Origin of the sequence: Shinella sp. (assembly GCF_035998705.1) — a bacterium.
Taxonomy (GTDB): domain Bacteria; phylum Pseudomonadota; class Alphaproteobacteria; order Rhizobiales; family Rhizobiaceae; genus Shinella.
Genome location: NZ_DASYHH010000027.1, coordinates 1 through 26,539, shown reverse-complemented (window position 1 = coordinate 26,539; position 26,539 = coordinate 1). Strand labels below are relative to the sequence as shown.

General features: G+C 65.0%; 23 protein-coding genes. 14 read left to right on the top strand and 9 right to left on the bottom strand.

From position 1 onward, the window contains the following. Positions 1–124: 124 nt before the first annotated feature. The 3 genes from VGN93_RS23335 to VGN93_RS23325 are packed head-to-tail and all read right to left on the bottom strand — an operon-like array spanning position 125 to position 3,411. Entirely contained in the window at positions 125–1,477 is a 1,353-nt protein-coding gene (locus VGN93_RS23335) for an aminotransferase class III-fold pyridoxal phosphate-dependent enzyme (RefSeq protein WP_327509390.1), read from the bottom strand. 3 nt (positions 1,478–1,480) lie between these two features. Then, entirely contained in the window at positions 1,481–2,161 is a 681-nt protein-coding gene (locus VGN93_RS23330) for an HAD-IA family hydrolase (RefSeq protein WP_327509389.1), read from the bottom strand. Continuing rightward, positions 2,161–3,411, bottom strand: coding sequence for a Tm-1-like ATP-binding domain-containing protein (locus VGN93_RS23325; RefSeq protein WP_327509388.1), 1,251 nt, complete (start codon positions 3,409–3,411; stop codon positions 2,161–2,163). Before VGN93_RS23325 ends, VGN93_RS23330 begins: the two co-directional genes overlap by 1 nt. A gap of 154 nt (positions 3,412–3,565) precedes the next feature. Between VGN93_RS23325 and VGN93_RS23320 the strand changes: the two genes are divergently transcribed. The 4 genes from VGN93_RS23320 to VGN93_RS23305 all read left to right on the top strand — a co-directional run bounded on the left by VGN93_RS23320 (position 3,566) and on the right by VGN93_RS23305 (position 8,126). After that, positions 3,566–4,504: a tripartite tricarboxylate transporter substrate binding protein gene (locus tag VGN93_RS23320; protein WP_327509387.1), complete on the top strand. Its 939-nt coding sequence runs from the start codon at positions 3,566–3,568 to the stop codon at positions 4,502–4,504. 65 nt (positions 4,505–4,569) lie between these two features. Then, positions 4,570–5,118: a tripartite tricarboxylate transporter TctB family protein gene (locus tag VGN93_RS23315; protein ID WP_327509386.1), complete on the top strand. Its 549-nt coding sequence runs from the start codon at positions 4,570–4,572 to the stop codon at positions 5,116–5,118. A gap of 12 nt (positions 5,119–5,130) precedes the next feature. Beyond that, positions 5,131–6,642, top strand: coding sequence for a tripartite tricarboxylate transporter permease (locus VGN93_RS23310; RefSeq protein ID WP_327509385.1), 1,512 nt, complete (start codon positions 5,131–5,133; stop codon positions 6,640–6,642). Then, a complete protein-coding gene (locus tag VGN93_RS23305) occupies positions 6,639–8,126 on the top strand; it encodes an aldehyde dehydrogenase (protein ID WP_327509384.1) in 1,488 nt (495 codons plus the stop codon). Before VGN93_RS23310 ends, VGN93_RS23305 begins: the two co-directional genes overlap by 4 nt. Here the strand turns inward: VGN93_RS23305 and VGN93_RS23300 are convergent. After that, positions 8,098–8,871, bottom strand: coding sequence for an IclR family transcriptional regulator (locus VGN93_RS23300; protein ID WP_327509383.1), 774 nt, complete (start codon positions 8,869–8,871; stop codon positions 8,098–8,100). The genes VGN93_RS23305 and VGN93_RS23300 overlap by 29 nt on opposite strands. A 155-nt stretch (positions 8,872–9,026) precedes the next feature. Between VGN93_RS23300 and VGN93_RS23295 the strand changes: the two genes are divergently transcribed. Genes VGN93_RS23295 through VGN93_RS23285 form a run of 3 tightly spaced genes read left to right on the top strand, consistent with a single transcriptional unit; the run spans position 9,027 to position 11,961 of the window. Continuing rightward, on the top strand, positions 9,027–10,391 hold the full coding sequence (locus VGN93_RS23295; RefSeq protein WP_327509382.1) for a transaminase: 1,365 nt from the start codon (positions 9,027–9,029) through the stop codon (positions 10,389–10,391). 2 nt (positions 10,392–10,393) lie between these two features. Continuing rightward, on the top strand, positions 10,394–11,191 hold the full coding sequence (locus tag VGN93_RS23290) for an SDR family oxidoreductase (protein WP_327509381.1): 798 nt from the start codon (positions 10,394–10,396) through the stop codon (positions 11,189–11,191). Continuing rightward, positions 11,188–11,961, top strand: coding sequence for an SDR family NAD(P)-dependent oxidoreductase (locus tag VGN93_RS23285; protein ID WP_327509380.1), 774 nt, complete (start codon positions 11,188–11,190; stop codon positions 11,959–11,961). The genes VGN93_RS23290 and VGN93_RS23285 overlap by 4 nt, the downstream gene beginning before the upstream one ends. Positions 11,962–12,054: 93 nt before the next feature. Here the strand turns inward: VGN93_RS23285 and VGN93_RS23280 are convergent, their stop codons facing one another. The 4 genes from VGN93_RS23280 to VGN93_RS23265 all read right to left on the bottom strand — a co-directional run bounded on the left by VGN93_RS23280 (position 12,055) and on the right by VGN93_RS23265 (position 15,245). Next, a complete protein-coding gene (locus tag VGN93_RS23280) occupies positions 12,055–12,336 on the bottom strand; it encodes a hypothetical protein (RefSeq protein ID WP_327509379.1) in 282 nt (93 codons plus the stop codon). A 135-nt stretch (positions 12,337–12,471) separates the two neighbouring features. Further along, positions 12,472–13,644, bottom strand: a complete 1,173-nt coding sequence (locus VGN93_RS23275; RefSeq protein WP_327509378.1) for a patatin-like phospholipase family protein — start codon at positions 13,642–13,644, stop codon at positions 12,472–12,474. Between the two features lie 11 nt (positions 13,645–13,655). After that, on the bottom strand, positions 13,656–14,399 hold the full coding sequence (locus VGN93_RS23270; RefSeq protein WP_327509377.1) for an acetoacetate decarboxylase: 744 nt from the start codon (positions 14,397–14,399) through the stop codon (positions 13,656–13,658). A 39-nt stretch (positions 14,400–14,438) separates the two neighbouring features. After that, entirely contained in the window at positions 14,439–15,245 is an 807-nt protein-coding gene (locus VGN93_RS23265) for a 3-hydroxybutyrate dehydrogenase (protein WP_327509376.1), read from the bottom strand. 308 nt (positions 15,246–15,553) lie between these two features. Here VGN93_RS23265 and VGN93_RS23260 point away from each other — a divergent pair, with 308 nt between their 5' ends. The 7 genes from VGN93_RS23260 to VGN93_RS23230 all read left to right on the top strand — a co-directional run bounded on the left by VGN93_RS23260 (position 15,554) and on the right by VGN93_RS23230 (position 25,408). Further along, entirely contained in the window at positions 15,554–17,284 is a 1,731-nt protein-coding gene (locus tag VGN93_RS23260; protein ID WP_327509375.1) for a Na/Pi symporter, read from the top strand. 120 nt (positions 17,285–17,404) lie between these two features. Beyond that, positions 17,405–18,862: a CHAD domain-containing protein gene (locus tag VGN93_RS23255; RefSeq protein ID WP_327509374.1), complete on the top strand. Its 1,458-nt coding sequence runs from the start codon at positions 17,405–17,407 to the stop codon at positions 18,860–18,862. Positions 18,863–19,120: 258 nt separating this feature from the next. Further along, positions 19,121–21,799: an ATP-binding protein gene (locus VGN93_RS23250; RefSeq protein WP_327510013.1), complete on the top strand. Its 2,679-nt coding sequence runs from the start codon at positions 19,121–19,123 to the stop codon at positions 21,797–21,799. Between the two features lie 80 nt (positions 21,800–21,879). Beyond that, a complete protein-coding gene (locus VGN93_RS23245; RefSeq protein ID WP_327509373.1) occupies positions 21,880–22,410 on the top strand; it encodes a transporter in 531 nt (176 codons plus the stop codon). Positions 22,411–22,720: 310 nt separating this feature from the next. Further along, positions 22,721–23,551 (top strand): alpha/beta fold hydrolase, encoded by an 831-nt coding sequence (locus tag VGN93_RS23240; protein WP_414714178.1) that lies wholly within the window; start codon positions 22,721–22,723, stop codon positions 23,549–23,551. Between the two features lie 78 nt (positions 23,552–23,629). Continuing rightward, positions 23,630–24,421 carry an SDR family oxidoreductase gene (locus tag VGN93_RS23235; RefSeq protein ID WP_327509371.1) on the top strand — a complete coding sequence of 264 codons (792 nt, stop codon included), beginning with the start codon at positions 23,630–23,632 and terminating at the stop codon, positions 24,419–24,421. 45 nt (positions 24,422–24,466) lie between these two features. After that, positions 24,467–25,408: an MBL fold metallo-hydrolase gene (locus VGN93_RS23230; RefSeq protein ID WP_414714156.1), complete on the top strand. Its 942-nt coding sequence runs from the start codon at positions 24,467–24,469 to the stop codon at positions 25,406–25,408. 64 nt (positions 25,409–25,472) lie between these two features. Here the strand turns inward: VGN93_RS23230 and VGN93_RS23225 are convergent, their stop codons facing one another. After that, the gene (locus VGN93_RS23225; protein ID WP_327509370.1) at positions 25,473–26,474 is read right to left on the bottom strand and encodes an IS30 family transposase; all 1,002 of its coding nucleotides are present in this window, start codon (positions 26,472–26,474) and stop codon (positions 25,473–25,475) included. Positions 26,475–26,539 lie beyond the last annotated feature (65 nt).

Here is a 26,539-nt window from a genome sequence, read left to right as displayed (position 1 = left end):
CGACCGATGGGCGGCGAGGCGTGCATCTGCCTGCCAGCTGGCTGGTAAATCAGACGTAGATAGGAGGAGAGCGGCTAGCCGGTCGGCTCTTTACCTCAAGGCAAGCGATCTCTGACGGCAGGACTCAACCCAACGCCGCCAGCCCCGCATCCAGACCTTGGGCGATCGTGGCGATGTCCTTCGCCGTCACGATCAGCGGCGGGGAGAGGATGATCATGTTGCCGGAGACGCGCAGCATGACGCCGGCGTCGTAGGCGGCATCGGCGATCCTTGCCATGGTCTTCTTGTCGACCGGCTTCTTCGTTTCGCGGTCGGCGACGATTTCGAGCGCGGCCATCAGCCCCTTGCCGCGCACGTCGCCGATGGGCGCGTGTTTCGCCTTCAGGGCTTCCAGTGCCGTTGCCAGTTCCGCGCCACGCGTCGCGGCGTTTTCGTCAAGCGCGAGACGCTTCGTTTCGGCAAGTGCGGCGAGGCCGGCGGCGCAGCCGACGGGGTGGCCGGAATAGGTATAGCCGTGGCCGATGGCGCCAAAGCTGGTCTTGTCGGTCTCGAATACCTCGGCCACCTTGGCGGAGATCAGCGTTGCACCGAGCGGGAAATAGCCGGACGTGACCGCCTTGGCGATGGTCATGAAATCCGGTTTGACGCCCGTCAGCCGCGAGCCCGACCAGGCGCCGGTGCGCCCGAAGCCGGTCACCACTTCGTCGGCGATCAGGAGGATGTCGTGGCGGTCGCATATGTCGCGCACCAGCGGCATGAAGCTCTCATGCGGGACGATGACGCCGCCGGCGCCGAGCACCGGTTCCATGATGAAGGCGGCGATGGTATCGGCGCCCTGAAAGGCGATTTCTTCCTCGATCGCGCGGGCGCAGAGGGCGGCGAGCCTTGCCGGATCCGTCTCGTCGAAGGGATTGCGGTAGGTCCAGGGGGCGGGCGTGTGGAAGACGCCGGGCATCAACGGCTCGTAGTTGCGGCGGAAATTGGCATTGCCGTTGACCGAGGCTCCGCCGAAATGCGTGCCGTGATAGCCCTTCTTCAGCGCGAGGAATTTCGTGCGGTCGGCCTGGCCGCGGATCTTCCAATATTGCCGCGCGAGGCGAAGCGCCGTCTCGACGGAATCCGAACCGCCCGAGGTGAAGAAGCTGCGCACCATGCCTTCGGGCTCGAACCATTGTGCGAGCTCATAGGCCAGTTCGATCGACGGGCCGGTCGAGGTGCCGCGGAAGCCGGAATAATAGGGCAGGGCGTCGAGCTGCCTTGCGATCGCCTGCTTGATGGGATCGCAGCTATAGCCGAGATTGACGTTCCACAGGCCGCCGACGGCATCGAGCACGGTGCGGCCGTCGATATCGGTCACCATCGCACCTTCGCCCTGCATGATGACGCGGGGCGGCGAGGCGCGCATGTCTGCCGGATGCGCCATCGGGTGCCAGATCGGCTTTGCATTGTTCTCGCTGAGGAAATTGATGTCGCGCATGGCTCAGATACTCTCGTGGCTGATTTCGGGTGAAGGCAGGCCGAACACGGCGAGCGCTTCGGCATAGGAGCGGGCGGGCTCTGCGACGTCGAACCAGACCGTGCGCATGCCGGCGGCGATCGCGCCGTCCACATTGCGTTTCTGGTCATCGACGAAGACGCAGGCTTCGGCCGGCAGCGCCAGCGCCTCGCAGACGGCGGCATAGGCGCGCGGGTCCGGCTTGAGGATACCGGTATAGGTGGCGTCGACGATGGTTTCGAACAGCGAAAGCAGCGGCAGGCGCTGGCGGAAATCCTCGCCGTAGAACAGGTCGAGTTCGTTGGAGAGGATGGCGAGGCGGATGCCGTTTTCGTGAGCCGTGTGAATGGCCTGCACGGCCTCCGGACGGATGACGGCCTCAGGATCGGCGCCGCGGGCGCGGCGCACGAAGGTCGACATGTCCGTCCAATCCTCGCCGACCAGCCGGCCGACCTCGCTTGTGCGGGCCTTCCAATAGTCGCGCTCGCTGATCTCGTCGGCCTGCATGGCGCGCCAGAGCGCGTCGGACGCCGGATCGAAGGGGCCGCGCCAGGCAAGCGTGCCGGGCGGCAGGCCGAGCGCCTGTTCGCTGAGCGCATGCGTCTCGAACAACGTTTTGGTGACGACGCCGCCGAAATCGAGCACGAGCGCGGTCGGTTTCGTCATTATGCCACCCCCGGTCGAACGATGCCCTCCGCCACCCAGCGGTCGAAGATTTCCAGTGCCTTGGCGCAGAAGGCATCGTCGTTGATGTGGCCGGCGATCTCGTGCAACTCGACGCTCTTGGGCATGGTTTCGCGCATCTCCTCGACGAAGGCGGCTAGCGCATCGGGCTCGTGCAGCGGTTCGCCCTCCCGGTCCCATTGCTGAAGGCCGCCAGCGGGCAGGATGAAGGCGGTGGCGCCCGTCGCGGTCGCCAGCTTGCCGGCGATGGCGCGGGCGATCTCGCGGCGCGTCTCGCCGTCTGAGGTCACCGAGGCGAGCAGGCGGTTGTGCGCGTGGTAGGGCCGCTCGGCGAAACGCGCCGGCACCGGCTGCCAGGTCGGGAAGTCCACCATGTCGATGGCGCCGGGTGCGACGATCTGCGGAATGCCGCTGCGGCCGGCATTTTCCAGGCGATCGGGGCCGGAATTCACCACCGAGCCCATATGCTGGTTGGCGACTTCCTGGAGGGAGAAATCCAGCACGGCGGCAAAGCCGCGCTGTGCGGCGATCGCCTCCAGCGCGCGACCGCCCATGCCGGTCGTGTGGAACACGACGACCTCGTAGCCGCGCCGTTCCAGCGCCGGCTTCAGCGTCACCATGTATTTCAGGCAGCTTTTGCCAAGCGAGCTCATGCCGACGATCGGCCGTTCCGCCTGCGGGCGCACCACGGCCCGCGCGGCACCGACCACCGCGCCGCAGGCCTGCGAAAGCACGGCCTTGCAGGTGCTGTTGAGGCCGTAGAGGCCGCCCGCCCACAGGATCATCATCAGGTCGGTCGCGATGCGGTCGGGCGGCACGAGATGGGAATAGGCGATGGTCGAGACGACGAATTTCGGCACGCCGAGCGGCAGGGCTAGCGCCACGTCGAGGGCGAGGTCGGTGCCCATCGTGCCGCCGAGCGCGATGACGCCGTCTATCTCGCCGCGATCGTAGAGGGCGCGGGCGAGGCGCGAGGCGCCGAGCGCCATCAGGGTCATGGCGGTGTTTTCGTCGCCGCTCTTGGCGATGGCATCGATGGTCGTGCCGGCGGCGTCTGCGACGGCGTGGCGGTCCTGTTCGGGGCGATAAGGCGGGTCGCCCAGCACGCTGACATCCATCATGACCGCACGCCCGTCGACGGCTTCGATGCGCTCGCGCATGAAGCTCAGTTCGTCGGCCTTGGTGTCGCCGGTGCCGATCACCAGGATGCGTGGACGTCCCTCTCTGACCATGCCGAGGCCTCCTCCAAGACGAATTTACTTCACATGTGAATTAACTTGACAGCAAGCCGGTTCATTTGCAAGTCTATAGTCAAAATGATGGTTCAATAAATGGACCGATGGGAACGGCGGATATCGTGTCCGCACATTATGGGAGAAAAGCAGCATGACTCGATTTCTCACCCTCGCCTTGGCGTGCACGACGCTCGCCGCCGCCCTGGTGATGCCGGCGCACGCGGAATATCCCGAGCGGCCGGTCACCTTCATCGTTCCATGGCCCCCGGGCGACCTGGAAGACCAGCTGACCCGCATCATCGCCGACGAATTCACCGCGAAGGCCGGCGCGCCCGCCAAGGTCGTCAACCGTCCGGGCGGCGGCGCGGTGGAAGGAGCGACGGCGGTTTCCCAGTCGGATCCCGACGGTTACACGGTCGGTTCGCTGGTCATCGACGTGCCGACCATGCACATCATCCAAGGCAATGCGCCCTATGGCCGCGACGCTTTCGAACCGGTCGGCATCTTCCTGACCTATCCCTTCGCGCTCGTCGCCAGGAAGGACGCGCCCTATGACGATCTCGCCGGCCTTGCCGCCTATGCAAAGACGAACAGCGTCAAGCTCGGCCATTTCGGCTACGACTTGATCCCGACCATGGCGACCTTCGCCGCCGCCAAGAAGCTCGGTTTCACCTTCGGCGCCGACGCGGCGTTCAACTCGCTGGATTGCTCGACGCTCGCCAACGGCGATGCCGACGTCATGAACACCACCATGGCAACGGTGCTGTCCTGCCTCGACGACGTCAAGGTGCTGGCGGCCTATACGGACGCGCCGCTCTCCATCAAGCCGGAAGCGAAACTGCTGTCCGAGCAGGTGCCGGGGCTCAATATCACGCTGTGGAACGGCCTCTTCGTGCCGAAGGGCACGCCGCAGGAGATCAAGGACAAGATCGCCACGATCGCCGGCGAGGCGATGAAGAGCGACCGGGCCAAGGCCGTTTCCGAGGCCACCGGCGCTGGCGTCTACTGGATGAATGCGGCGGACGCGGCCGCACGCATCGACAAGGACTACGCCGCCGCCGAAGCGCTGGTCAAAGACCTGAAGAAATAGCCGTAGGCCCGGAGCAGGGCGCGCATGCGCGCCCTCCCTATCCCTCCGCAAGACGCAGGTGACAGATGGACGAGCAAGGTCAAGACCAGGAATTTCAGCCGAGCGAAGCCACCGCGATGATCGGGCTTGCCTGCTTCGCCATTGCCGTTGTGCTGGCGGTGCTTCTGCCCTTCGCCACCCATGTGCAGCCGGCCGACAAGGCCTGGTTCCTCTCGCCGCGCAACATTCCCATCCTCGGCATCGCCATGATCGGCCTGCCGGGACTGGTCTTGTCGCTGCGGTTGCTGCGCGGCTCCGCCGATCCGCCGGCCATGCTCGGCCGCGCGTTCTCGGCGTTCGGCGATCTCCTGCCGGCCTTCGGCTATACCGCCCTGTTCTGCCTCTACATGGCGGCGATCCCGCTCCTCGGTTTTGCGATCTCCACTCTGCTGTTCGGGCAGGCCTGCCTGTGGGCCTCCGGTCTTCGCGGCCGGCGCTGGATGGTCTGGAACCTCGCCTTCACCGTGGTGATCGTGGTGCTGCTGCGCGGCGTCATGGGCCTGTGGTTCCCGCACGCGTCGATCTTCACCTGGCTGCCGGGTGGTATCGGCAACCTCATCGGCCCCTATCTGTAGGAACCCGCCGTCATGGACTCCATCATTCTCGGCTTCGAGAACATCGCCCATTTCAACGTCCTCCTGGCGCTGGTCGCGGGCGCCTTCATCGGCATCCTGATCGGCGCGGTGCCCGGCCTCGAACCGGCCGGCGCCATGGCGATCCTGCTGCCGTTCACGCTCGGCATGGAGCCGCTCGCCGGCGTCACCCTGCTGCTCGGCATCTATGGCGGCGCCTGGTATGGCGGGGCGATACCGGCCATCCTGATCAAGGTGCCGGGAACGCCCGTCAACGTGCTGACCACCTATGACGGCTACCCCATGGCGCAGCGCGGCGAGGCGCATCGCGCGCTGTCGCTCGCCTATTCCTCCTCCTTCATCGGCGGCACGATCAGCGTCGTGGCGCTGGTGGTGCTGGCGCCCTACCTCGCCACCATCGCCGCCCATTTCGGCGCGGTGGAATATGCCATGGTGGCGCTGGTGGCGATCGTCTCGGTGCTCCTGGCGCACCAGTCGCAGGGGCTGATGGCGATCATCTCGCTCGGCTTCGGCATCCTGCTCGGCACGGTCGGCTTCGAGCGCTTCTTCAACACGCAGCGCTTCACCTTCGGCGAACCGTTCCTGATGGGCGGCATTCCGCTGGTGCCGGCGGTGATCGGCCTCTTCGCCATGTCGCAGGCCTTCGTGCTCCTGCGCACGCCGGGCTACAAGCAGGCGCCGCCGTCGGCCGTCTACCACAACCGGTTTCGCGGCCTGCTCGAGGCGCTGCGCTATCCGCGCACGCTGGGCCGCTCCGCCGGGCTCGGCGTGACGATGGGCCTGCTTCCCGGTGTCGGCGAGTTCGGCGCGCAGTTCCTCTCCTATTCGCTGGCAAAACGCGCCTCGAAGACGCCGGAACAGTTCGGCAAGGGGTCTCCCGAAGGCCTGATCGCCTCCGAAGCCTCGATCAGCGCCTGCACCTCCACCACGCTCGTGCCGCTGTTGGCGCTCGGCATTCCGGTCGATCCGCTGATGGCGATGATCCTGTCGGTCTTCATGATCCACAATTACATTCCGGGTCCGCAACTGTTCGCCCAACATCCGGAATTCATCTCCGGCCTCTATCTCTCGCTGTTCCTGCTCAACATCGTCATCCTCGGCATCCTGCTCTTCGCCACGAAACCGATCATGAAGCTCGCGCGCATCGAGCCGCGTTTCATCGGCATGACCGTTCTCGTGCTCTCGCTGGTCGGCTGCTACACGCAGAACTACCGCATCTCGGATGCGCTGATCGCCGTCGTCTTCGCCATCATCGGCAAGATCATGCTGCGCAACGACATTCCGGGCTTTCCCCTCGTCATCGGCCTCGTTCTCGGCCCGCTGTTCGAAAACCGCATGATGCAGTCGCTGGCGCTTTCCAATGGGGACCTGAGCATCTTCGTCACAAGGCCGATCGCCGCCGTGCTGCTCGCCGTCTCGCTGCTCGGCCTCGGCATCTTCGCCGTCGGCCTGTGGCGGGTGCGCCCTGCCGCGGCCCCCGGCCACCCCGTAGGACAGGACCCATGAAACAAGCCGATATCGACGCGCTGCGTGGCAAATCCATTGCTCCGCAGGGCCTGTTCATCGATGGAGGCTGGACGCAGCCGCTGAACGGCGGGCGCCTCGATGTCCTCTCGCCGATCGACGGCAAAGTGCTCACCACCATCGCCGATGCCGGCGCCGAGGATGTCGACCGGGCCGTCCGGACTGCCCGTGCCGCTTTCGAGAAGGGCGCCTGGTCGCGCATGGCGCCGGCCGGGCGCAAGAAGGTGCTCTTGAAACTCGCCGACCTCATCGAGGCGCATGCACTGGAACTCGCCGTGCTCGGCGTGCGCGACAACGGCACCGAGATTTCCATGGCCTACAAGGCGGAGCCGCTCTCTGCCGCCGGCACCTTCCGCTATTATGCGGAGGCGATCGACAAGATCTACGGCGAGATCGCACCGACGCAGGCCGATGTGCTGGGGCTCATCCACCGCGAGCCGCTCGGTGTGGTCGCGGCCATCGTGCCGTGGAATTTCCCGATGATGATCGGCGCGTGGAAGGTGGCGCCGGCACTTGCCGCGGGCAATTCCGTCGTGCTGAAGCCGGCGGAGGTGGCGTCATTGACGCTGCTGCGCCTTGGTGAACTTGCCGCCGAGGCAGGCATTCCGGAGGGCGTGTTCAACGTGGTCACCGGGCGGGGCAGCGTCACCGGTGAAGCGCTCGGCCTGCATATGGATGTCGATGCCATCGCCTTTACCGGTTCGGGCGGCGTCGGGCGCCGGCTGCTCGAATATTCCGCCCGCTCGAACCTCAAGCGCGTGCATCTCGAACTCGGCGGCAAGTCGCCCAACATCGTCTTCGCCGATGCGCCCGACCTCGATCTGGCGGCCAAAGTCTCGGCCTTCGGCATCTTCCGCAATTCCGGCCAGGTCTGCGTGGCGGGTTCGCGGTTGCTGGTGCAGTCCTCGGTCTACGACCGGTTCATGGAAAAGCTGGTGGCGGTGACGCGTGGCATGGTGGTCGGCGATCCGCTGGATCTCGCCTCGGATACTGGGGCCGTCAGTAGTGCCGAACAGCTCGCCAAGAATCTCGATCATGTCGCGGCGGCCGAAGAAGACGGCGCGCGCCGCGTCACCGGCGGCAATCGCTTGAGGGAAGAGACCGGTGGTTACTACATGGCGCCAACCATTTTCGACGAGGTGACGCCAGCGATGCGGCTTGCGCGCGAAGAGGTGTTCGGCCCGGTGCTCGCCGTCTCGCGCTTCGAGGACGAGGCGGAGGCCGTGCGGCTTGCGAATGCCACCGTCTACGGCCTGGCGTCTGCGGTGTGGACGTCGAGCCTCGCGACTGCCCACCGCATGGTGCGCGCGGTCCGCGCCGGCGTCGTGCATGTCAATACCTATGGCGGCGCCGACATCACCGTGCCGCTCGGCGGCTTCGGCCAGTCGGGCTTCGGCCGCGACAAGTCCCTGCATGCCTTCGACAAATACACCGACCTCAAGACGGCCTGGATCTCGCTCGGGTGAGGGGCTCGCCATTGAGACGCGCCCCGATCTCCCGCGCCGCCCGCATGACGGCCTCGCCCTGGGCGGCCGCGATCGTCTCGTCGACCCGCGAAAGCGGTGCCGCGACTGAGAGCGCGCCCACGGCGAGTCCATCCGGGCCGAGCACCGGTGCTGCAATGCTGTGCACGCCCTCGGAGTAGCCCTGCGCACTGACGGAATAGCCGCGTTCTGCGGCGAGCCTTATCTGCTCGGCGACTTTTTCCCGCGCTGTGAGCGTGTGGGGGGTGAATGCCTCCAGGCGTTTCGACAGATAGGCAGCAACGAAATCCGGCGTCGTGAAGGCGAGGAAGGCGATGCCAGAGGCGGTGCCGTGCAGGGGCAGGATTTGGCCGGCGTCGACATTGACGCGGTTGGCCTGCGCGGAAAGCTCGACGCCGACGGTGAACAGCGCGCCGCCGCTGAATTCGGACAGATGCACCGTCTCGCCGGTCGCCGCAGCGAGGTCCTGCAGGACAGGTGTCGCAATGCGCGCGAAGGGGAAATTCGCATCGCGGATGCGGGCGAGCCGCGAGAGACCGGCGCCCAGCCGATAGTGGCGGGTGCCCGCTGCCTGCTCGACCAGCCGGTGCTCGGCAAGCGCCACCAGCAGGCGGCGCGTCGTTGCCTTGTTGAGCTTTGCCCGCCGGGCAAGTTCGGACAGGCCGATTTCCGGCTCGGTCATGCTGAAAAGCTCCAGCAGCGCGGCGGCTTTTCCGACAGTGCTCATGCGGCGTCCTCTTTGGCATAGACAAGATAGTTCGCATGTGAAGTATCTTGACAGGCCGGGTCCGGCCCGGCAATCTGGTTTTATATACAAAATGATGGTTCATATAATGGACCATCCGCGAGAGACTTTCAACCGCTGACTGGAGGAGACCGGCCGTGACGGTGATCGACCGCTTGCTCGACCGCGAGCAGGACCGTTTCAAGCGCGAGCACCCGCGTTCCTTCGCCGATTGGCAGGAGGGGCAGCGCCATTTCCTCTATGGCGGGCCGTCGCACTGGATGCGGCGCTGGGCCGGCGGCTTCCCGGTCTATGTCGATGAGGCGGAGGGCGCCCATATCCGCGATGTCGACGGCCGCGACTATGTCGATTTCTGCCTCGGCGATACCGGTGGCATGTGCGGCCACGCGCCGGAGGCGGTGACGAATGCCGCCATCCGCCAGCTTCGCCGCGGCGTCACCACGATGCTGCCGACGGAGGACAGCCTGTGGGTCGGCGCGGAACTGACCCGCCGCTTCGGCCTGCCGTACTGGACGCTGACCACCTCGGCCACCGATGCGAACCGCGGCGCCATCCGCATTGCCCGCATGATCACCGGGCGGCCGAAGGTGCTGGTGTTTTCCGGCTGCTACCACGGCGGCGTCGAGGAGGCGCATGTCGAGCTTCGCGATGGCCGTATCGGCATGCGCAACATGATCCACCCGAACGGCGTCGATCATACCGCCGTCTCGAAGGTCCTGGAGTTCAACGACGTGGAGGCGCTGGAGCGCGCGCTTTCGGAGGAGGACGTCGCTTGCGTGCTGACCGAGCCGCTGATGACGAATTTCGGCATGATCCCGGTTGCGGACGGCTTTCTGGCGGCGCTTCGCGACACCACCCGGCGCACCGGCACGGTGCTGATCATCGACGAGACACACACGATTTCCAGCGGTCCCGGCGGCTATGCGCGCCTCAACGGCCTGGAGCCGGATATGCTGGTGGCAGGCAAGGCGATTGCCGGCGGCGTACCGGCGGGCGTCTTTGGCGTGTCGCAGGAGATCGCCGAGCGGCTCTGGGCGATCGTGCCGAAGGTCGATCCGCGCGTGCGCCAGTCCGCCCATCTCGGCATCGGCGGCACGCTGGCCGGCAATGCGCTAACCATCGCCACCATGCGCGCCGTGCTGGAGGAGGTGCTGACGCCGGAGAATTTCGGGCGGATGATCGCCAATGCCTCGCGGCTGGCGGACGGTGCCCGCGCGATCATCGCTGAAAACCGTCTGCCCTGGCACGTCACCCAGATTGGCGCGCGGGCGGAAATCATGTTCATGCCCGCGCCGCCGCGCAACGGCGCAGACGTCATCGCCGCCCGGCGCGGCGACCTGGAGACGCTGCTGCACGCCTTCTACATGAACGAGGGCATCCTGGTGACGCCCTTCCACACGATGTTCCTGATGTGCCCGGCGACGACCGCGGAAGACGTCGACCGTCACACCGCGGTGTTCGGCCGCTTTGTGTCGCTGTTGCGCGAAGCGGGGGCGGTTTGACCATGGCGTGCCCCTTCGATCTCTCGGGCAGGGTGGCGCTCGTCACCGGCGGCGGGCGCGGCATCGGCGCGGCGATCGTCACGCGGCTGGCCGAAGCCGGCGCCAAGGTCGTCATCGCCAACCGCACGGTCGAGGCGGGGCAGGCGCTGGCCGCCGCGCTTCTGGCACAAGGCCTCGAGGCGAGCGCGGTGCCGCTCGAAAACCTCGATCGCATCGGGCTCGGCAGGCTGGTGGCGGAAACGGCGGAGGAGGCGGGCCGGCTCGACATCGTCGTGCACAATGCCGGCGGCTGTCCATGGGCCAATCTCGCGGACCTCGATGAAGATAAACTCGAAGAGGCGCTGTCGCTGAACCTGAAGGCCTGCTTCTGGCTGGCACAGGCGGCGGCACCTGTCATGCGCGCCAACGGTTTCGGCCGCATCCTCGTCACCTCGTCCGTCTCGGCGCGGATGGCCATGGCCGGGGGCGTGCATTATTCGGCGGCGAAGGCCGGGGTGAACGCCTTCATCCGGGGTGCCGCCTTCGAACTGGCGCGCGACGGCATCACCGTCAACGGCGTCGAGCCCGGCTTCATCGAAAAACCCGGGCGCGGCACGATGAGCCAGCCCGAGACGATGAAGAAGGCGAGCCGCTTCATCCCGATGGGCCGCTACGGCGAGGCTGACGACATCGCCTGCGCCATGCTCTACCTCGCCTCCGAACAGGCGAAATATGTGACCGGCCAGACGATCGTCGTCGACGGTGGATCAAGCCTGCCGGAAACCGGCTTTGCCGTCGAACGGCATTGGGGGCTCGAATGAGCGGCCGTCTGCAAGGCCGCACGGCGCTGGTGACGGGGGCTGCGACCGGCATGGGCCGCGCGACCGCCGAGCGTTTTGCGCGGGAGGGCGCTGATGTCGTGCTGTTCGGTCTCGGCGGTGCCGCGCTCGACGCAGCGGCCGAGGCCTGCGGGGGCGTGGCCGTGCATGGCGACGTTACCGATGCCGGGGATATTGCGGCGGCGATCGCGGCTTGCGGCGATCGGCTCGACATTCTCGTCAATGCCGCCGGCATCCTCATTCCCGACGAGCCGGAGAGTCTCACCGACGATGTCTGGCAAAAGACCTTCGCCATCAATGTGACGGGCGCGATGATGGCCTGCCGGGCGGCACTGCCGCTCCTCAAGCGTCGTGGCGGCGCGATCGTCAACATCGCCTCCGTCGGCGCCTTCAATGCCGGCGGCCAGAACGCCGCTTACTCGGCGAGCAAGGCCGCGCTGGTCTCCTATACGCGCAGCCTCGCCTACGCCCACGGACCGGACGGCATCCGCGCCAACGCGGTCGCGCCGGGCTGGGTGCGCACGCCGATGAGCGAAGAGGAAATGCAGGAGGCAGCCCGGCTGAACGGCACGACGGCCGAGGTGGAATTTGCCGCGCTGACCGGCCGCATCGCGCTGAGGCGGGTCGCCGAACCCGACGAAATCGCGGCCTGCTGTCTGTTCCTGGCCTCGGACGAGGCGTCCTTCGTCACCGGCGCCGTGCTGGTGGCGGACGGTGGTGGGCGGGCGCCGGTGCAGAACAGGGCGGTGTGAAGCCGACCGGCTTCGCGGGCAGAAGCTCTGCGGCGGAGGCTTCGCCGCAGAACCCGGCAGATCAAAGGCTACCCCTGTGCCGGCCGATGCGGTTTAAGCGGCGGCTTCTTCTTCTTTTCCTTCGGCGTCGTCCTGCTCGTCGTCTTCGCCTTCGGCTTCACCGGCTTCCCAGGTCAGCTGGAATTCGATTTCGGCGCGGCCGTCTTCGATCTCGAAAGCGATCGAGTGCGTGGCGTGCTCGGGAACGAGGACGTCTTCTTCGTCGATCTGGATCGAGAAACGCTCGTTCGATTCCAGCGTGTCTGCCAGCCGGCGGAGTTCTGCGACGAACTCCATCAGCGAATAATCCTTCTCGATTTCACGGTTGGCTTCCATGTCTCTCTCTCCTGTTTAAGAGTTGGCCTCTTCATAGAAACGTGGAATTGTAATGCCGTGATGACCGTATAATATTAAGTCCGTGACAGGGAAATATTGGGATTTATTTTCGAAAAATAGTATTTCTGGAATCGATCAGCTTGGATCGTCCCGATGCACATCATGCACGGTCATGCCGACGGATTCCGGAGGCTTTTCCAGCCAGCGGCGGTGTTTCAGGGTTTTGCGCGTGTCCTGGTAGCCGGAATCCCAGTGTTCGCGCATCGAGGTGCCGGAGAATTCGTAGTCCTTGGCATCGCTCTCGTAGATCTTCTGCTGGTAGATCAGATGCACGATGTTGATCTGCGGCACATCCTCCATGGCGGTGAGGAACGCACGGTCCGCGTCCGTCAGCGCCTCCGGCGGCACGCGCAGCAGCGCCTGGAGCAGCTTCAGGCGCAGATTGTGGATGCGCCGGAACGTGTCCGTGTTGTTGCGGGTGCGGCTGGAATACATGATGTCCTTGTGCCGGGCGAGCACGTCCGCCATGTCGCGGGGCAGGATGCCGCGCGCGCTGAACAGGTCGACCTGGAAGACCAGCGTGTCGCGCACGTCCTCCTGTTCGAGCAGATATTGCAGCGGTGTGTTGGAGACGATGCCGCCGTCCCAGTAATATTCGTTCTCGATGAGGACCGCGGGGAAGGCGGGCGGCAGCGCCCCCGAGGCCATGACGTGCTCGGCGCCGAGCACTTCGATATGGCTGTCGAAATAGCGGTAGTTGCCGGTCTGCACATTGACCGCGCCGACGCTGAGCCGCTGGCGGCGATCGTTCAGCACATCCCAATCGATCAGGCGGTCGAGCGTCGACTTGAGTTCTGCGGTGTCGTAGAAGCTGGTCGCCGTGGAGGCGCCGGGCGGCTGGAACCACGGATTGATGCGATGCGGCGCGAAGAAGCCGGGCAGGCCCGACGTCATCGTCATCATGGCGCTCGCCTGGTTGCGCAGCTTGCGGAAGACGTCGCCCTCCGGCGTGAAATGCCAGACCTTGCGGGCGGAGATCGTCTCCCAGAAATCGCGCAGCCGGTCGAGCCGGTTGCCCTTGGTGTTGCCGGCGATGATCGCGGCATTCACGGCGCCGATCGACACACCGGAGAGCCAATTCGCCTCGATGCCGGCCTCGTCGAGCGCCTGGAACACGCCAGCCTGGTAGGCACCGAGCGCGCCGCCGCCCTGGAAGACGAGGCCGACCGCTGGATAGCCGCCGACGATGTCGGCGATATCCGGCGTTTCGGATTTGCGCTTGGGCTGCAACCTGACCTGTTCGTCCATGATCCTGTCCTTCACTCCGGTTCGCCCATGTAATCATGCACCACTTCGCCAAGCCCCAGCGTGAGGTCGGCGACAAAATGCACGGCCGAGACGATCTCCAGCACCGGCAGGCGGGCGACATCGGCAATGACGTGGCGGAAGAGTTGCAGGTCGGCCGGGCCGGTCCATGCACCCTTCACGGTGATGTCTTCGAGATGATAGCGCACCAGTTCGCAGATGCGTGGGGTCGCGTCGACATGCGGGATGATCTTGACGAGGAAATTCGGCTTGGCAAGTGCATGGATGATCTCGCCGGCATCCACCGAGCGATGTTTGTAACCCATGGACGCGCTGGCGCAGAGCACGGAGCCGTAATGCAGCGTGCCGACGATCACCTCGCCCTCATGCACGAGTTTCGGAAAGGCGAGTTTCTTCGGAAAACCCCAGATCTCGCGTCCGCCGGCAATCGGCGCATCGTCGTCGAGATACATCGCGTGCACATAGACGCCTTCTTCGCCGTCGAAGCGGACGGGGATCACCTGTCCGGATTCCGTATAGTCGCCGAAGCCGGTCGAGTCCGGCATCTTGATGAACTCGTACTTGACGATGGGATCGACGATTTCCAGCGGCTCCGGCACGACCGCGCGCAGCGCTTCGGGGTCCGTGCGGTAGCTGATAATGACATATTCCCGGTCGATGAACCGGTACGGCCCCGGCGGATAGGCCGGGTTGGTCAGCGGCATGGCATAGGCGTTGCGAACGTCTTCGGCTTTCATCTTTTCATCCCTGATCGTTAGAAATGCGCCACGGCGCGGTCAGTGCGCCGTCCAACCGCCGTCGAGGGAGAGGATCGCGCCGGTCATCGAGGCGGCCTCGGCGCTCGTCAGGAACAATGCAAGGCCGGCAACCTGTTCGACGGTGACGAACTCCTTCGTCGGCTGCGCTTCGAGTAGCACGTCATGGATGACCTGCTCCTTGGTCAGCCCGCGCGCCGCCATCGTGTCGGGGATCTGCTTTTCGACGAGCGGGGTCCAGACGTAGCCAGGGCAGATGGCATTGACGGTGACGCCGTTGGTGGCGGCTTCGAGCGCCACGGTCTTGGTGAGGCCGGCAATGCCGTGTTTGGCCGCGACATAGGCCGATTTGTAGGGCGAGGCGACGAGCGCATGGGCGGAGGCGATGTTGATGATGCGGCCGTAGCCGCGCTCTTTCATTGCCGGAAGCGCTGCCTTGATCGAGTGGAAGGCGGCGATCAGGTTGATCTGGATGATCGCCTGCCACTTGTCGTCCGGAAAGTCCTCGATGGGGGCGACATGCTGGATGCCCGCATTGTTGACGAGGATGTCGCAGCTGCCGAAGGTTTCCAGCGCCAGCGCGACCATTTCGGCAATTTCGGCACCGGAAAGCATATTGGCCGGGGAATAGACGCAGCGCACACCGAAGTCCGCTTCGACCGCCGCGCGTTCCGCCTCGATGGCGCCCGCATCGCCGAGCCCGTTGATGACGACATTGGCGCCGGCCGCGGCAAAGCGGCGGGCGATGGCGAGGCCGATGCCGCTCGTGGAGCCGGTGACGATGGCGGTTCGGGTATCGAGGGCTTTCGGCTGTGTCGCGTCGTTCATCGGGTTCTCCATCGTCGCGTGGGAGCAGGGTCGCTCTTGCTGCGTGGTTTTGGATCACACCGACATTTCACCGAGATGACAGCGGGTTTTTCGGCAATTGTGACGGAGATTTCCCAATGCCGCCAATATTGTCATCCGCGCGTCAAGCAAGGTTACTAGTAAAGAAATGTCGAATACGCCGACGATAATTTGACGTCTTGACCTTTAGCGCGTTTCCGCACCCGGCAGTCTGCAAGGAGCGAAACTGGGCTCCGTGCACAACTAGGCTCCGGCACGCCGTATTTGCTCCAATAGAAACGAGTATTCCCATGGAAATCGATATCTTCAAGGACGTTCTGGTGCCGGTCATCGGCGGGTTGGGCATCTTCATGCTCGGCCTGGAATTCATGGCCAACGGCATTCAGGCCCTCTCCGTTAATAAAATGCGCGAATTCCTCGCCAAAGCCGCCGGCACCCCGGTCAAGGGCGTGCTCGCCGGCACCTTCATTACCGGCGTCATCCAGTCGTCGACCGCAATGACCGTCATGGTCGTCGGCCTCGTGAATGCCGGGGTGGTAGGGTTGAGACCCGCCATCAGCGTCATCATGGGTGCCAATATCGGCACGACGCTCGGCAACGGCCTGATCGCCCTGCCGCTCGGGCCGCTCGGCCTCATCCTCGGCGGCGTCTTCGCGCTGGTCTATTGCTTCGCGAAGAACGAGAAGGTGCGCAACATCGCGCTCGCCTGCATGGGTTTCGCGCTGATCTTCTACGGCCTCAACCTGATGACCGGCGGCCTGCGTCCGCTGCGCAACCTGCCCGAGGTCATGGAACTTCTGCAGACGCTGAAGGCCGACTCCTACTTCAACCTCGTCAAGTGCGTGCTGATCGCCGCCGGCGTGACCGCCATGATCCACTCGTCCTCCGCGACGATCGGTATCGTCATGGGCCTTGGTGCTGCCGGTATCCTCGACTGGACGACCGCCGTCGCCTTCTCGCTCGGCGCCGACCTCGGCACCACGATCACCTCGTGGATGGCTTCGCTCAATCTCTCCAAGAACGCCAAGCGGGCCGCCTACGCCCACATTTCCTTCAACATTATCGGCGTCTGCATCACCGTTCCCCTGTTCTTCGCCTCCATCGGCATCCTGGAATGGGCCATGCAGTGGTTCGGCGGCGACCCGGCCGTGCCGGTGCTGGTCGACGGCAAGGAAACCTTCCCGCTCGTGCCTGTCGCCGTCGGCCTCTACTCGACCTTCTTCAACATCTTCAACACGCTTCTCCTCTTCCCCTTCATCGGCGTGTTCGAGCGCGTGCTGTCGCGCGTCGGCCGCACCGACGAGGAGGACATCGAGGATTATTCGACCCCGCGCTTCCTCGACCGCAAGCTCGCCAACGACTTCGCCCAGGCCGTGCCGGCGATCCAGAAGGAAACCGCGCGCCACCTCCAGGCCGGTGCCATGTTCCTCAACATCGCCCGCGGCGACAAGAAGGCGCCGTCCGATCCGGGCGAGCACTATCTTGCGACCGATATCCTCAGCCGCGACATCCGCCTCTACACGTCGAACCTGATGAAGGAAGACCTGCCCTACGACCAGCTCGACCTTATCGCCAGCCTGATCGAGGAGGCCGACTTTACCGCCGCGCTGACGGAATCGATGCACCAGGTCGCCCGCCGCGTGAAACGGGAAAAGTTCGGCGCCGAAGCCCGGCCGATCGTCGACGCCGGGCTCAACAAGCTCGATGCGACGCTGCGCAGCATCATGCCGGATTACGGCCTGGCCGATCCGCAGATGCCGGCAGGCCATGCCAACCATCCGGACGTCGAGGAACTGCGCGCGCGCACCCTCTCGCTCGGTCCGAATGCGGGTGCCGCCGAACGCGGCACGATCCTTGCTCTGCTCGGCTCCATCGAGCGTGCGGAAATCCTGATCCGCCGCATCGATGCCGAGCGCAAGTCGGTCAACCGGCAGAGCGTGCTGGCCCGTGCGTCCGTTCGCAGGGAAACGCGCGACCAGTCGATGGGCTCGGGCAGCTTCAGCCCGGTTCCCGCCGAGTGATTTTATGAGGAGGCGCCGGGGCTTGGACCGCGGCGCCTCTTGTCTAACATGGCTTCCGGGTTGATCTTGTCCACGGGTGCGGTAGCTCTTGCGTCGGCCGGTTTAGCTGGAGAACGGCATTTGGGACAGGAAATCGAACTGAAGCTCGATCTTGCGTCCGACGCGGCGGATGATTTTCTGGCATCCGGGCTTCTGCCCGGCGAACCGTCGGTGATCGAGCGGCGCGCCGTCTATTTCGACACGCCGGGCGAGGACCTGCGCGCCGCCGGCTTTTCCCTGCGCATCCGCAACGATGCCGAGGGGCGCATTCAGATCGTCAAGGCGGTGGGCGCCAGTGCGGCCAGCCTCTTCGCCCGCCCGAAATGGGAGCGGAAGGTCGAGGGCGACGAACCCGTGCTCGACGACACGACGCCGATCCGCGCCTTCCTCGGCCGGCGCATCGATGCGCTGGAGCCGGCCTTCGAGGTCGCCATCGAACGGCGCCGCTGGTCGGTGGAGTGGGAGGATGCCCGGATAGAGGTGGCGCTGGATCGCGGCGATATCATCGCCGGCGACCGCCGCACGCCGCTCAGCGAAATCGAGCTGGAACTGGTGGAAGGCACGCCGGCCGCGCTGTTTTCCTTTGCCCGCAAGCTCGATGCCGTCGCACCTGTTAGGCTGGGTGTGCTCAGCAAGGCTGAGCGCGGCTACCGGCTGCTCGCCCCGGCCGCGCGTGCCGTCAAGTCTCAGACCATTGCGCTCACCGTCGATATGACCGTTCCCGGCATCTTCCGGTTGATTGCCGACGCGTGTCTGCGGCAATTCCGCTTGAACGAGATGCTGCTCGATATCCGCGGCGAAGAGGCCGTGCACCAGGCGCGTATCGCGCTGCGCCGGCTGCGCTCGGCGCTGTCGGTGTTCAAGGCGGTGCTGGAGGACCCGGCTTTTCCGCATTTAAAGGACGAGCTGAAAAGGCTCGCAGGCATTCTCGGCGAGGTGCGGGATATCGACGTGCTGATTGCCCGCTGCAAGGATGACGCGCTCAGCGAAAATATGGCGCAAGCTCGCCAAAGTGCCTTCGACGAGGCGACCCAAGCGCTCGCCTCCGAGCGCGCGCGAAAGCTGATGCTGGATTTTTCCTGCTGGCTTGCCTGCGGCGACTGGCTCACCCTTGCCCGCACGCGCGAAATCCGCGAGCGGCCAGTCGGCGATTTTGCGGCCGGCGCGCTCGACAGGCTGCGCCGGAAGGTCAAGAAGGGCGGCCGCGATCTCGTCGATCTCGACGACGATGCCCGCCACGAGGTGCGCAAGGACGCCAAGAAATTGCGGTATGCCACCGAGTTTTTCGCCGCGCTGTTCGACCGCAAGCGCCAGAAGCGCCGCCATGGCCGTTTCCTCGTTGCGCTGGAAAGGCTTCAAGACCAGCTCGGCACGCTGAACGACGCGGCCGCGATGTCGGAGGTGCTGGCACGGCTCGGTTTCGATGGCGATGCGGCGGCGGCCTTCCCCTCCAATGCCATCAAGAACAGGCAGGCCGTGATCAAGGCGGCGGCGGATGCGCATGACGCGCTCATCGACACCAAGCGCTTCTGGCGCTAGAGCAATTCCAGCAAAAGTGCGAAGCGGTCTTGCGTCCGGAATTGCGTGAAAACAAAGAAATCTAAGCCGCGCTGGCGGGCGGTGCAGGGGAGACGAGCACCACCATGAGAGGCCGACGCGAAGGCGGTTGCAACCGGCTTGCGTTTTTGGCGGCCTTCGCTCAAGTTCCGCATTCGACGCCATGCCGCAAGCGGCGGCCTGGCAGCGTGTTCCCGGTATAGAGACGGATGGTGGGACGTGATCAATGCCGTGAGCGACATGCAATTCGGACCGTTCACGATCGCGCCGGGCCGGCGGGCGCTGCTGCGCGACGGAAAGCTTGTGCCGCTCGGCAGCCGCGCCGCCGATATTCTCATCTTCCTCGCCTCGCATCCGGGTGAACTCAAGACCAATGCGGAGATCGTCCGGCATGTCTGGCCGAACACCTTTGTCGAGGAAGCCAATCTTCGGGTGCATATCTCTGCGCTCCGCAAGGCGCTTGACGATACCCAGAAAGAGCCGAAGTTCATCACGAACGTGCCGGGGCGGGGCTATACGTTCATCGCCGACCTGGCACCGCCCGCCTCTCAACCCTCGCTGGTGCCGGCGCACCTCCCTGCCTCACCCCGCATCTTCGGTCGCGAGCAGTCGATCGCGCTGATCGCATCGCAGCTTGTGCGCTCCCGGCTGCTGACGATCGTCGGGCCGGGCGGCATCGGCAAATCCACCGTCGCCCGGGCGTTGGCGGCGGGCGAGGGGCTGGCGGCGGAGGTTGTGTGGATCGATCTTTCCGAGGTTGCGCAGTCCGCCTTGGTCGAGACCTCGATCGCCTCTGCGCTTGGGATACTCTCGCGAACGGACGATCTTCTGGGTGACATCGCCCGCCATCTCGCCGAGCGCGACATCCTGCTGGTGCTCGACAGCTGCGAGCAGGTGGTCGACGGCGCCGCCGCGCTTGCCGAGGCCATTTTGCGCGGCGCGCCGGCCACTCGCATCCTGGCGACGAGCCGCGAGCCGTTGCGGGCGGATGGCGAACGCGTGCACCGGCTGCCGCCGCTTGAACTGCCCTCGACGGCAAGCCGCGCCCGGGAAGCGATGATGTCACCGGCGGTGCAATTGTTCGTCGAGCGCGCCGATGCCTGCCTCGGCAGCTACGAATTGTCCGAAGCGGACGCCCCTCACGTCGTCGATATCTGCGCGCGGCTCGACGGCATCGCGCTGGCGATCGAGCTTGCGGCCGGGCGGCTGGAGACGATCAGCATTCCGGGTCTCGCGTCGTCCCTGTCCGATTGTTTTCGCGTGCTGACGCGCGGCCGGCGCACTGCACTGCCCCGGCACCAGACGTTGCGGGCCACGCTCGACTGGAGCTACACCATCCTGTCGGCGCAGGAAAAGACGGCGCTGACGGAACTCTCGGTCCTGCGCGGCTGGTTCAGCGGCGATGCCGGCATGGCCGTGCTTTCGGGCGCGGAGGCGGAAGACGATCTGGCGTCGCTCGTCGCGAAATCGCTCGTTGCCGCCGATACGCATACGATCGGCACGCGCTACCGCCTGCTCGATACGACGCGCATCTATGCCGCCGAGAAGCTCGCGGCAGGCAACGGGACGGACGCTGCGATGGCGCGGCTTGCGGCCTATCTCCAGGCAGTTTTGGAGCGCGCCGAGCAGGAACTGTATTCGACCGCAATGGCGGAATGGTCGAAGGATTTTTCGTCGCAGATGGCAAACCTTCGCGCTGCGCTCGACTGGGCCTTTTCGCCGACCGGTGATCCGCTGCTCGGCGTGCGGCTGACGGTGGCGAGCCTGCCGCTGTTCTTCCGCCTGTCGCTGCTCGACGAATGCCTTGTCGCCGTCACGCGGGCGATCGCCTATCTCGAAGAGCGGCCCGGCCTCGACGAGCGCAGCCGCATGAAGCTCTATGCCGCACTCGGCTGGCCGCAGATGCGATCGACGGACGCGCCCGAACACGGGATCGCGGCCTGGTCGACGACGCTGAGGATCGCCGAGGAGATCGGCGACGCGGACCATCAGTTGCGGGCGATCTGGGCGCTGTGGGTCGATGCCATCAACCGCGGCGAACCACGGCTCGGCATGGCGTTTGCCGAGAAATTCGGTGTGCTCGCCTGCTCCTCCGCGGATCCGATGGATGTCATCATCGGCAAGCGCATGCGCGGTGCCACGCTCCATTGGCTGGGTCGTCACCAGGAATCCCACGACGAACTTCGGCAGATGCTGCGCGACTATACCAGCCTGCCGGCCGGGCAGCATTCCATCCGCTTCCAGTTCGACCAGCGCGTCACCGCGCGCATCATCCTCGCCCGGGCGATGTGGCTGCTGGGAGACGAGGAGGGCGCGCTGCTGGAAGTGCAGGAGACCGTGGATTATGCCAGCGAAATCCGGCACACGCTCTCGCTTTCCAACGTGCTGGCGGAAGCGGCGTGCCCGCTGGCGCTGCTGTCGGGGCGGGACGATCTCGCGGCGGGCTATATCGCGTCGTTGCGGGAACACACCAAGGCACTATCTCTGGATGTGTGGCACGCCTATGCCGATTGTTTCGAGGCGGAACGGTTGTTGCGGGCAGGGCAGGCGGAGGAGAGCATCCGGCAGCTCCGCCCCGCGATGGCGACCCTCGAAGGGGCGGGTTTCACGCTGTTCCAGGCCTATTTCCAATCTGTCGCCGCCCTGGCCTTGAGCGAACAGGCGCGGCATGCGGAAGCTGCCCGGATGGTAGAAGCAGCCCTCGATCATTGCCGCCTGTCCGGCGAGCGCTGGTGCCTGCCGGAACTCCATCGGGTGCGGGCGCGTGTTGTGCTTGCCGCGGGGGGAGAGGGCGCACTTGCCGGTGCGACGGAAAACCTCGATCTCGCAGCGGCGGCGGCCGAAGAGGACGGCGCGCTCGCCTGGTCGCGCCGTATCGACCGGGATCGGCGCGCGCTCGATGCCGGCATCGGCGGCTGAGCGGATTTGCACGGATTTACAACTCTCAACTCGTTCCCCGCCGCGAAATCGCGATGATGCGGCGAGAATGGGAGAGTGGAATGACAGAAATGGCCTTCATCCCTCGCTTCGTGATCCTGATCGTCGAGGATGAGGCAGAGCGGCCGGATGACGGCCTGCCGTGGATCGCACCCGCCTACTACGCTTTCAGGGACATGGGCGTCGAGGTCGCCATCGCAACGCCGCTCGGTGGTCCGCCGCTCCTTGCGACCCTGCGGGCGACGCCGGACGAAAGCCCCGCGGTGGAGCGGTTCAAGGCGGACAGGAACGCCCGCGACGAACTCGCCGATACGCTAAGCCTCGACCAGATCGTCGTGGAAGACTTCGATGCGGCCTTCTGCATCGGCTTTTCGGGCCAGATCTGGGCGGATGAGGACCGCGTGGTCGCCACTTTCGTGCGCGCGTTCCTTTCCGCGGGAAAGCCGGTGGCGCTCGTTCCCGGCAGATATTCTCTGGTTGCGCCGGAAGGTGCCGGCGCCGGGTTGCTGATCCTCGGCGACAGCGAGGCGTCGCCGCTCCACGCGGCGCGTGCGCTGATCCATCTGGTCGGCGAGATGCGTTCTGCGCCATGACATTCAGACGCTTTCCGGAGCCCGGGAACGGCGCTAGACTGGCCTTTCTGCACGTCGCCTTTGCATCGATTTACGACGCTTAACTCGTGTAGCGGCTTCGCCTGCGTCATCTTGATTTCCGTCAACGAGACGCGGGCAAAGTCCGCACAGGAGGGAAGCCATGAATGAACGGGCCACCGCCTTCCCGGTCGAAGCCACGCGCCGCGACCTTCTTCTTGGAGCCGCCGCCAGCATCGCGGCGCTCGCACTTCCGACATATGCCGACGCGCAGACATCGAACAACAATCAGGACGAAACGAAGGACACCGCCATGCCTTTCATCAAGACCGCCGACGATACCGAAATCTACTACAAGGACTGGGGTCCGAAGGACGCGCAGCCCGTGGTCTTCCACCACGGCTGGCCGCTTTCGGCCGACGACTGGGACAACCAGATGATGTTCTTCCTCGAAAACGGCTACCGCGTCATCGCGCATGACCGCCGCGGCCACGGCCGCTCCAGCCAGACCTGGACCGGCAACGAGATGGACACCTATGCCGCCGATGTCGCGGCGCTGACCGATGCGCTCGACCTCAAGGACGCCATCCATGTCGGCCATTCGACGGGCGGCGGCGAGGTCGTGCACTATGTCGCCCGCGCCAGGAAGGGACGCGTCGCCAAGGCGGTCATCATCGGCGCGGTGCCGCCGATCATGGTCAAGTCCGAGACGAATCCGGGTGGCCTGCCGATCGAGGTTTTCGACGGTTTTCGCGCCGCACTCGTCGCCAACCGCGCCCAGTTCTTCCTGGATGTACCCTCCGGCCCGTTCTACGGCTTCAACCGGCCCGGCGCGAAAGCATCCGAGGGCGTCATCAACAATTGGTGGCGGCAGGGCATGATGGGCGGCGCCAAGGCCCATTACGATTGCATCAAGGCGTTCTCCGAGACGGATTTCACGGAGGACCTCAAGGCGATTGACCTGCCCGTGCTCGTCATGCACGGCGAGGACGACCAGATCGTGCCGATTGCCGACTCCGCGCCGCTCTCGGCGAAACTGCTGAAGAACAGCACGCTCAAGACCTACAAGGACCTGCCGCACGGCATGTGCACGACCCATCCGGAGATCATCAATCCCGATCTGCTGGCATTCATCAAGAGCTAGGCTCGGGACTGCCGCGCGCGCCGTCCTGCATCGGTTCGGCGTGCGCTTTTCAACGATACGAGGAAGAGGGGAACGCGAATGCCAAGGAAAATCGCAATGGTGACCGGAGCCTCCTCGGGGATCGGCGCCATCTATGCCGACCGCCTCGCCGGGCGCGGCTTCGACCTGTTGACCGTCGCCCGAGACCGCGGCCGTCTCGAGGAACAGGCGGCGCGCCTTGCCGCAAGCCACGGTGTCCAGGTGACGCCGCTCCCGGCCGACCTTTCCGCTCGCGAGGGGCTGGAGCCGGTGCTCGCGAAACTGCGGGAGGACAACCGGATCACCATGCTCGTCAACTGTGCGGGCAGCGGTCCGAAAGGCCCGGTGCTGCAATCCGATGCCGCGGGCCTCGCCGCGATGGTTCATCTCAACGTCGATGTACTGCATGCCCTGACGGCCGAGGCGGCGAAGGCCTTTGCGGCGCGCGGCGAGGGGGCGGTCATCAATATAGCCTCGGTCGTGGCGCTGATGCCCGAGCGGTTCAACGCAACCTATGTCGCGAGCAAGGCTTTCGTGCTCGCCTTCACCCAGGCGATGGCCGAGGAACTGAAGGGGCAGGGCACCCAAATCCAGGCGGTGCTGCCCGGCTTCACACGCACGGAAATCTTCGAGCGCGCCGGCATCGACATTAACGTCATCCCCGCCGACATGATCATGGAGGCGGAAGAGATGGTGGATGCCGCGCTCGCGGGTTTCGACCGCGGAGAACTCATCACCATCCCGTCGCTCGCCGACGACGGGCTCTGGCAGGCTTTGGAAGCGGCGCGCCACGCGCTAGGCCCGCATCTGTCGCTGAAACACGCGGCACAGCGCTACGGCATCTCGGTGTGATGCGGCAAAGGGGCTGACGGACTGGTTTTTCAAAGGAGATTTGCGATGCCCGCCTTCGAGATTGAAAATATTCCCGCCACCCGCAGACAGATGCTCGTTGGAGCGGTCGCCGCCGCCGCTTCGTTTGCCTTGCCGCGGAATGTCCTTGCCGCCCCGGTCCATACGTTCTCCCATGGCGCGTTCGACATAGCGGTCGTCAGCGACGGTTTCATCATGCTGCCGCCGGAGGTCCTTCTGCCGGATGCATCCGCCGAGGAGCGCGCCGATTTCCTGAAGCGGCTCGGCGGTGACGCGAAGGGGGCCGCGGTGCAGGCGAATATTCCGCTGATCCGGCACGGGCAGGACCTCATCCTGATCGACAACGGCTCCGGGACCAATTTCCAGCCGAGCGCGGGACGACTGGCGGAGAACCTGAAAATGCTGGGCGTGCTGCCGGAGCACATCACCAAGGTCGTGTTCACCCATGTGCATCCCGACCATTCGGGCGCGACGACGACGGCCGATGGCAAGGTGCTTTATCCGAACGCACACTATTATGTCAGCGAGGCGGAATGGGCCTTCTGGATGGCCGAGGATTTCGAGGCCAGCCAGCCCGCGGCGCTGCACGGTTTCGCGACGGGCGCGAAACGCGACCTTTCCGCCGTCGAAGATCGCTTGACGCGGGTGAAGCCGGGCGACGAAATCGTGACGGGCATGGCCATGGTGTCGACGCCGGGCCATACGCCCGGACATATGTCGGTGGAGATAGCGGGCGACGGGAACCTGCTGGTAACGGGCGATGCCTGCACCAGCGACACGATCTTCTTCGAGCGGCCGGACTGGCATTTCGGTTTCGACACCGAGCCCGAAATCGCGTTGAAGAGCCGACAGATGCTGCTCGACCGCGCGTCCTCGGAAAAAGTGAAGATGCTCGGCTATCACTGGACCTATCCGGGTGTCGGATTCGCCGAGCCCGCCGGGCAGGCCTACCGGTTCGTCCCGGCATGACGCCGGGGCGGTTTTTTGGAGAAGCTAACCCAAGTGCATCATGGCCACTTTGCAAGGTAGGGGATCAACCGCCTTCCTGCAAATGCGCGAGAAACACCTCGGCCGGTGTCCTGTATCCGAGGCACCTTCGCGGCTGATCATTCAGGTGGCGGGCGAGTTGGGTGAGATCGCGCTGTGATACGGCTGCCAGATCCGTGTCACCTGGCATGAAGCGGCGAATGCGCTTGTTGGCGTTTTCCACGGCACCTTTTTGCCATGGTGCGCTGGGGTCGCAGAACCAGCTGCGGGCACCGATGCCGTCTTCCAGAGCTCGGAAGCCGGCAAACTCCGTGCCGCGGTCAAAGGTGAAGCTCTGACGTGCGCGGGATGGTAAGGGGGAGAATGTTTTGATGATCTTGTCCATGATCGGTCGCGAGTGCCGGGTGGGGTTCTTGATCATCACGGTATAGCGGCTCTTGCGTTCAACGAGAGAGGTGACATTGGCATGGCCGAGCTCACGTTCGAAGATCAAAAGATCGCCTTCCCAGTGTCCAAACACCGATCGATCGCCAACAAAATCAGGCCGTTGCGATATCCTGTGACTGGCCGGAAACACGCTGTTGCGTGGCTTCCTCGATCCACGCGCACGGCGTTTGCGGCGTGCCTCGGGCAGATAGCGATAAAGGCCAAGCCCGTAATCCTCCTTGCCATAGATGAAGCGGTAAATCGTTTCCTTGCAGATCCGGACCAGGCTGATCCCATCGGCCAGAAGTCGGCCGGCAATCTGCTCTGGTGACCAGTAGGCCTCCAGCTTTTCGATGACCATACGACGCAGATGCGGATGACGCCGCAGCTTTCTCAAGCGCCGTCGCCGTTCCTTGGCGATGTCGTTGGCAACAGTGCCATAGTAGCCGTCATAGTCTGGGAGCGCGCGATCCCTAAACGTATTGCGCTTGATCTCCCGATAGATGGTCGAGCGATGACGGCCGAGCTGACGCGCCATCTCGTTGATCGGAACACTTCGTTCGACCAACTGATGGAGGCGGCGACGATCGGCGAGGGTGAGCTGTAAATAGCATCGAGACATCCAAAAATCTCCAGGGCGAAGCCGTTGAAATTACTGGCATGTCGCACTTGGAAATAGAATGTACC

Coding starts and splice junctions, on each gene's coding strand:
- VGN93_RS23335 (WP_327509390.1), bottom strand. CDS start 1,477: ATGCGCGACATCAATTTCCTCAGCGAGAACAATGCAAAGCCGATCTGG.
- VGN93_RS23330 (WP_327509389.1), bottom strand. CDS start 2,161: ATGACGAAACCGACCGCGCTCGTGCTCGATTTCGGCGGCGTCGTCACC.
- VGN93_RS23325 (WP_327509388.1), bottom strand. CDS start 3,411: ATGGTCAGAGAGGGACGTCCACGCATCCTGGTGATCGGCACCGGCGAC.
- VGN93_RS23320 (WP_327509387.1), top strand. CDS start 3,566: ATGACTCGATTTCTCACCCTCGCCTTGGCGTGCACGACGCTCGCCGCC.
- VGN93_RS23315 (WP_327509386.1), top strand. CDS start 4,570: ATGGACGAGCAAGGTCAAGACCAGGAATTTCAGCCGAGCGAAGCCACC.
- VGN93_RS23310 (WP_327509385.1), top strand. CDS start 5,131: ATGGACTCCATCATTCTCGGCTTCGAGAACATCGCCCATTTCAACGTC.
- VGN93_RS23305 (WP_327509384.1), top strand. CDS start 6,639: ATGAAACAAGCCGATATCGACGCGCTGCGTGGCAAATCCATTGCTCCG.
- VGN93_RS23300 (WP_327509383.1), bottom strand. CDS start 8,871: ATGAGCACTGTCGGAAAAGCCGCCGCGCTGCTGGAGCTTTTCAGCATG.
- VGN93_RS23290 (WP_327509381.1), top strand. CDS start 10,394: ATGGCGTGCCCCTTCGATCTCTCGGGCAGGGTGGCGCTCGTCACCGGC.
- VGN93_RS23285 (WP_327509380.1), top strand. CDS start 11,188: ATGAGCGGCCGTCTGCAAGGCCGCACGGCGCTGGTGACGGGGGCTGCG.
- VGN93_RS23280 (WP_327509379.1), bottom strand. CDS start 12,336: ATGGAAGCCAACCGTGAAATCGAGAAGGATTATTCGCTGATGGAGTTC.
- VGN93_RS23275 (WP_327509378.1), bottom strand. CDS start 13,644: ATGGACGAACAGGTCAGGTTGCAGCCCAAGCGCAAATCCGAAACGCCG.
- VGN93_RS23270 (WP_327509377.1), bottom strand. CDS start 14,399: ATGAAAGCCGAAGACGTTCGCAACGCCTATGCCATGCCGCTGACCAAC.
- VGN93_RS23265 (WP_327509376.1), bottom strand. CDS start 15,245: ATGAACGACGCGACACAGCCGAAAGCCCTCGATACCCGAACCGCCATC.
- VGN93_RS23260 (WP_327509375.1), top strand. CDS start 15,554: ATGGAAATCGATATCTTCAAGGACGTTCTGGTGCCGGTCATCGGCGGG.
- VGN93_RS23250 (WP_327510013.1), top strand. CDS start 19,121: ATGCAATTCGGACCGTTCACGATCGCGCCGGGCCGGCGGGCGCTGCTG.
- VGN93_RS23245 (WP_327509373.1), top strand. CDS start 21,880: ATGACAGAAATGGCCTTCATCCCTCGCTTCGTGATCCTGATCGTCGAG.
- VGN93_RS23240 (WP_414714178.1), top strand. CDS start 22,721: ATGCCTTTCATCAAGACCGCCGACGATACCGAAATCTACTACAAGGAC.
- VGN93_RS23235 (WP_327509371.1), top strand. CDS start 23,630: ATGCCAAGGAAAATCGCAATGGTGACCGGAGCCTCCTCGGGGATCGGC.
- VGN93_RS23230 (WP_414714156.1), top strand. CDS start 24,467: ATGCCCGCCTTCGAGATTGAAAATATTCCCGCCACCCGCAGACAGATG.
- VGN93_RS23225 (WP_327509370.1), bottom strand. CDS start 26,474: ATGTCTCGATGCTATTTACAGCTCACCCTCGCCGATCGTCGCCGCCTC.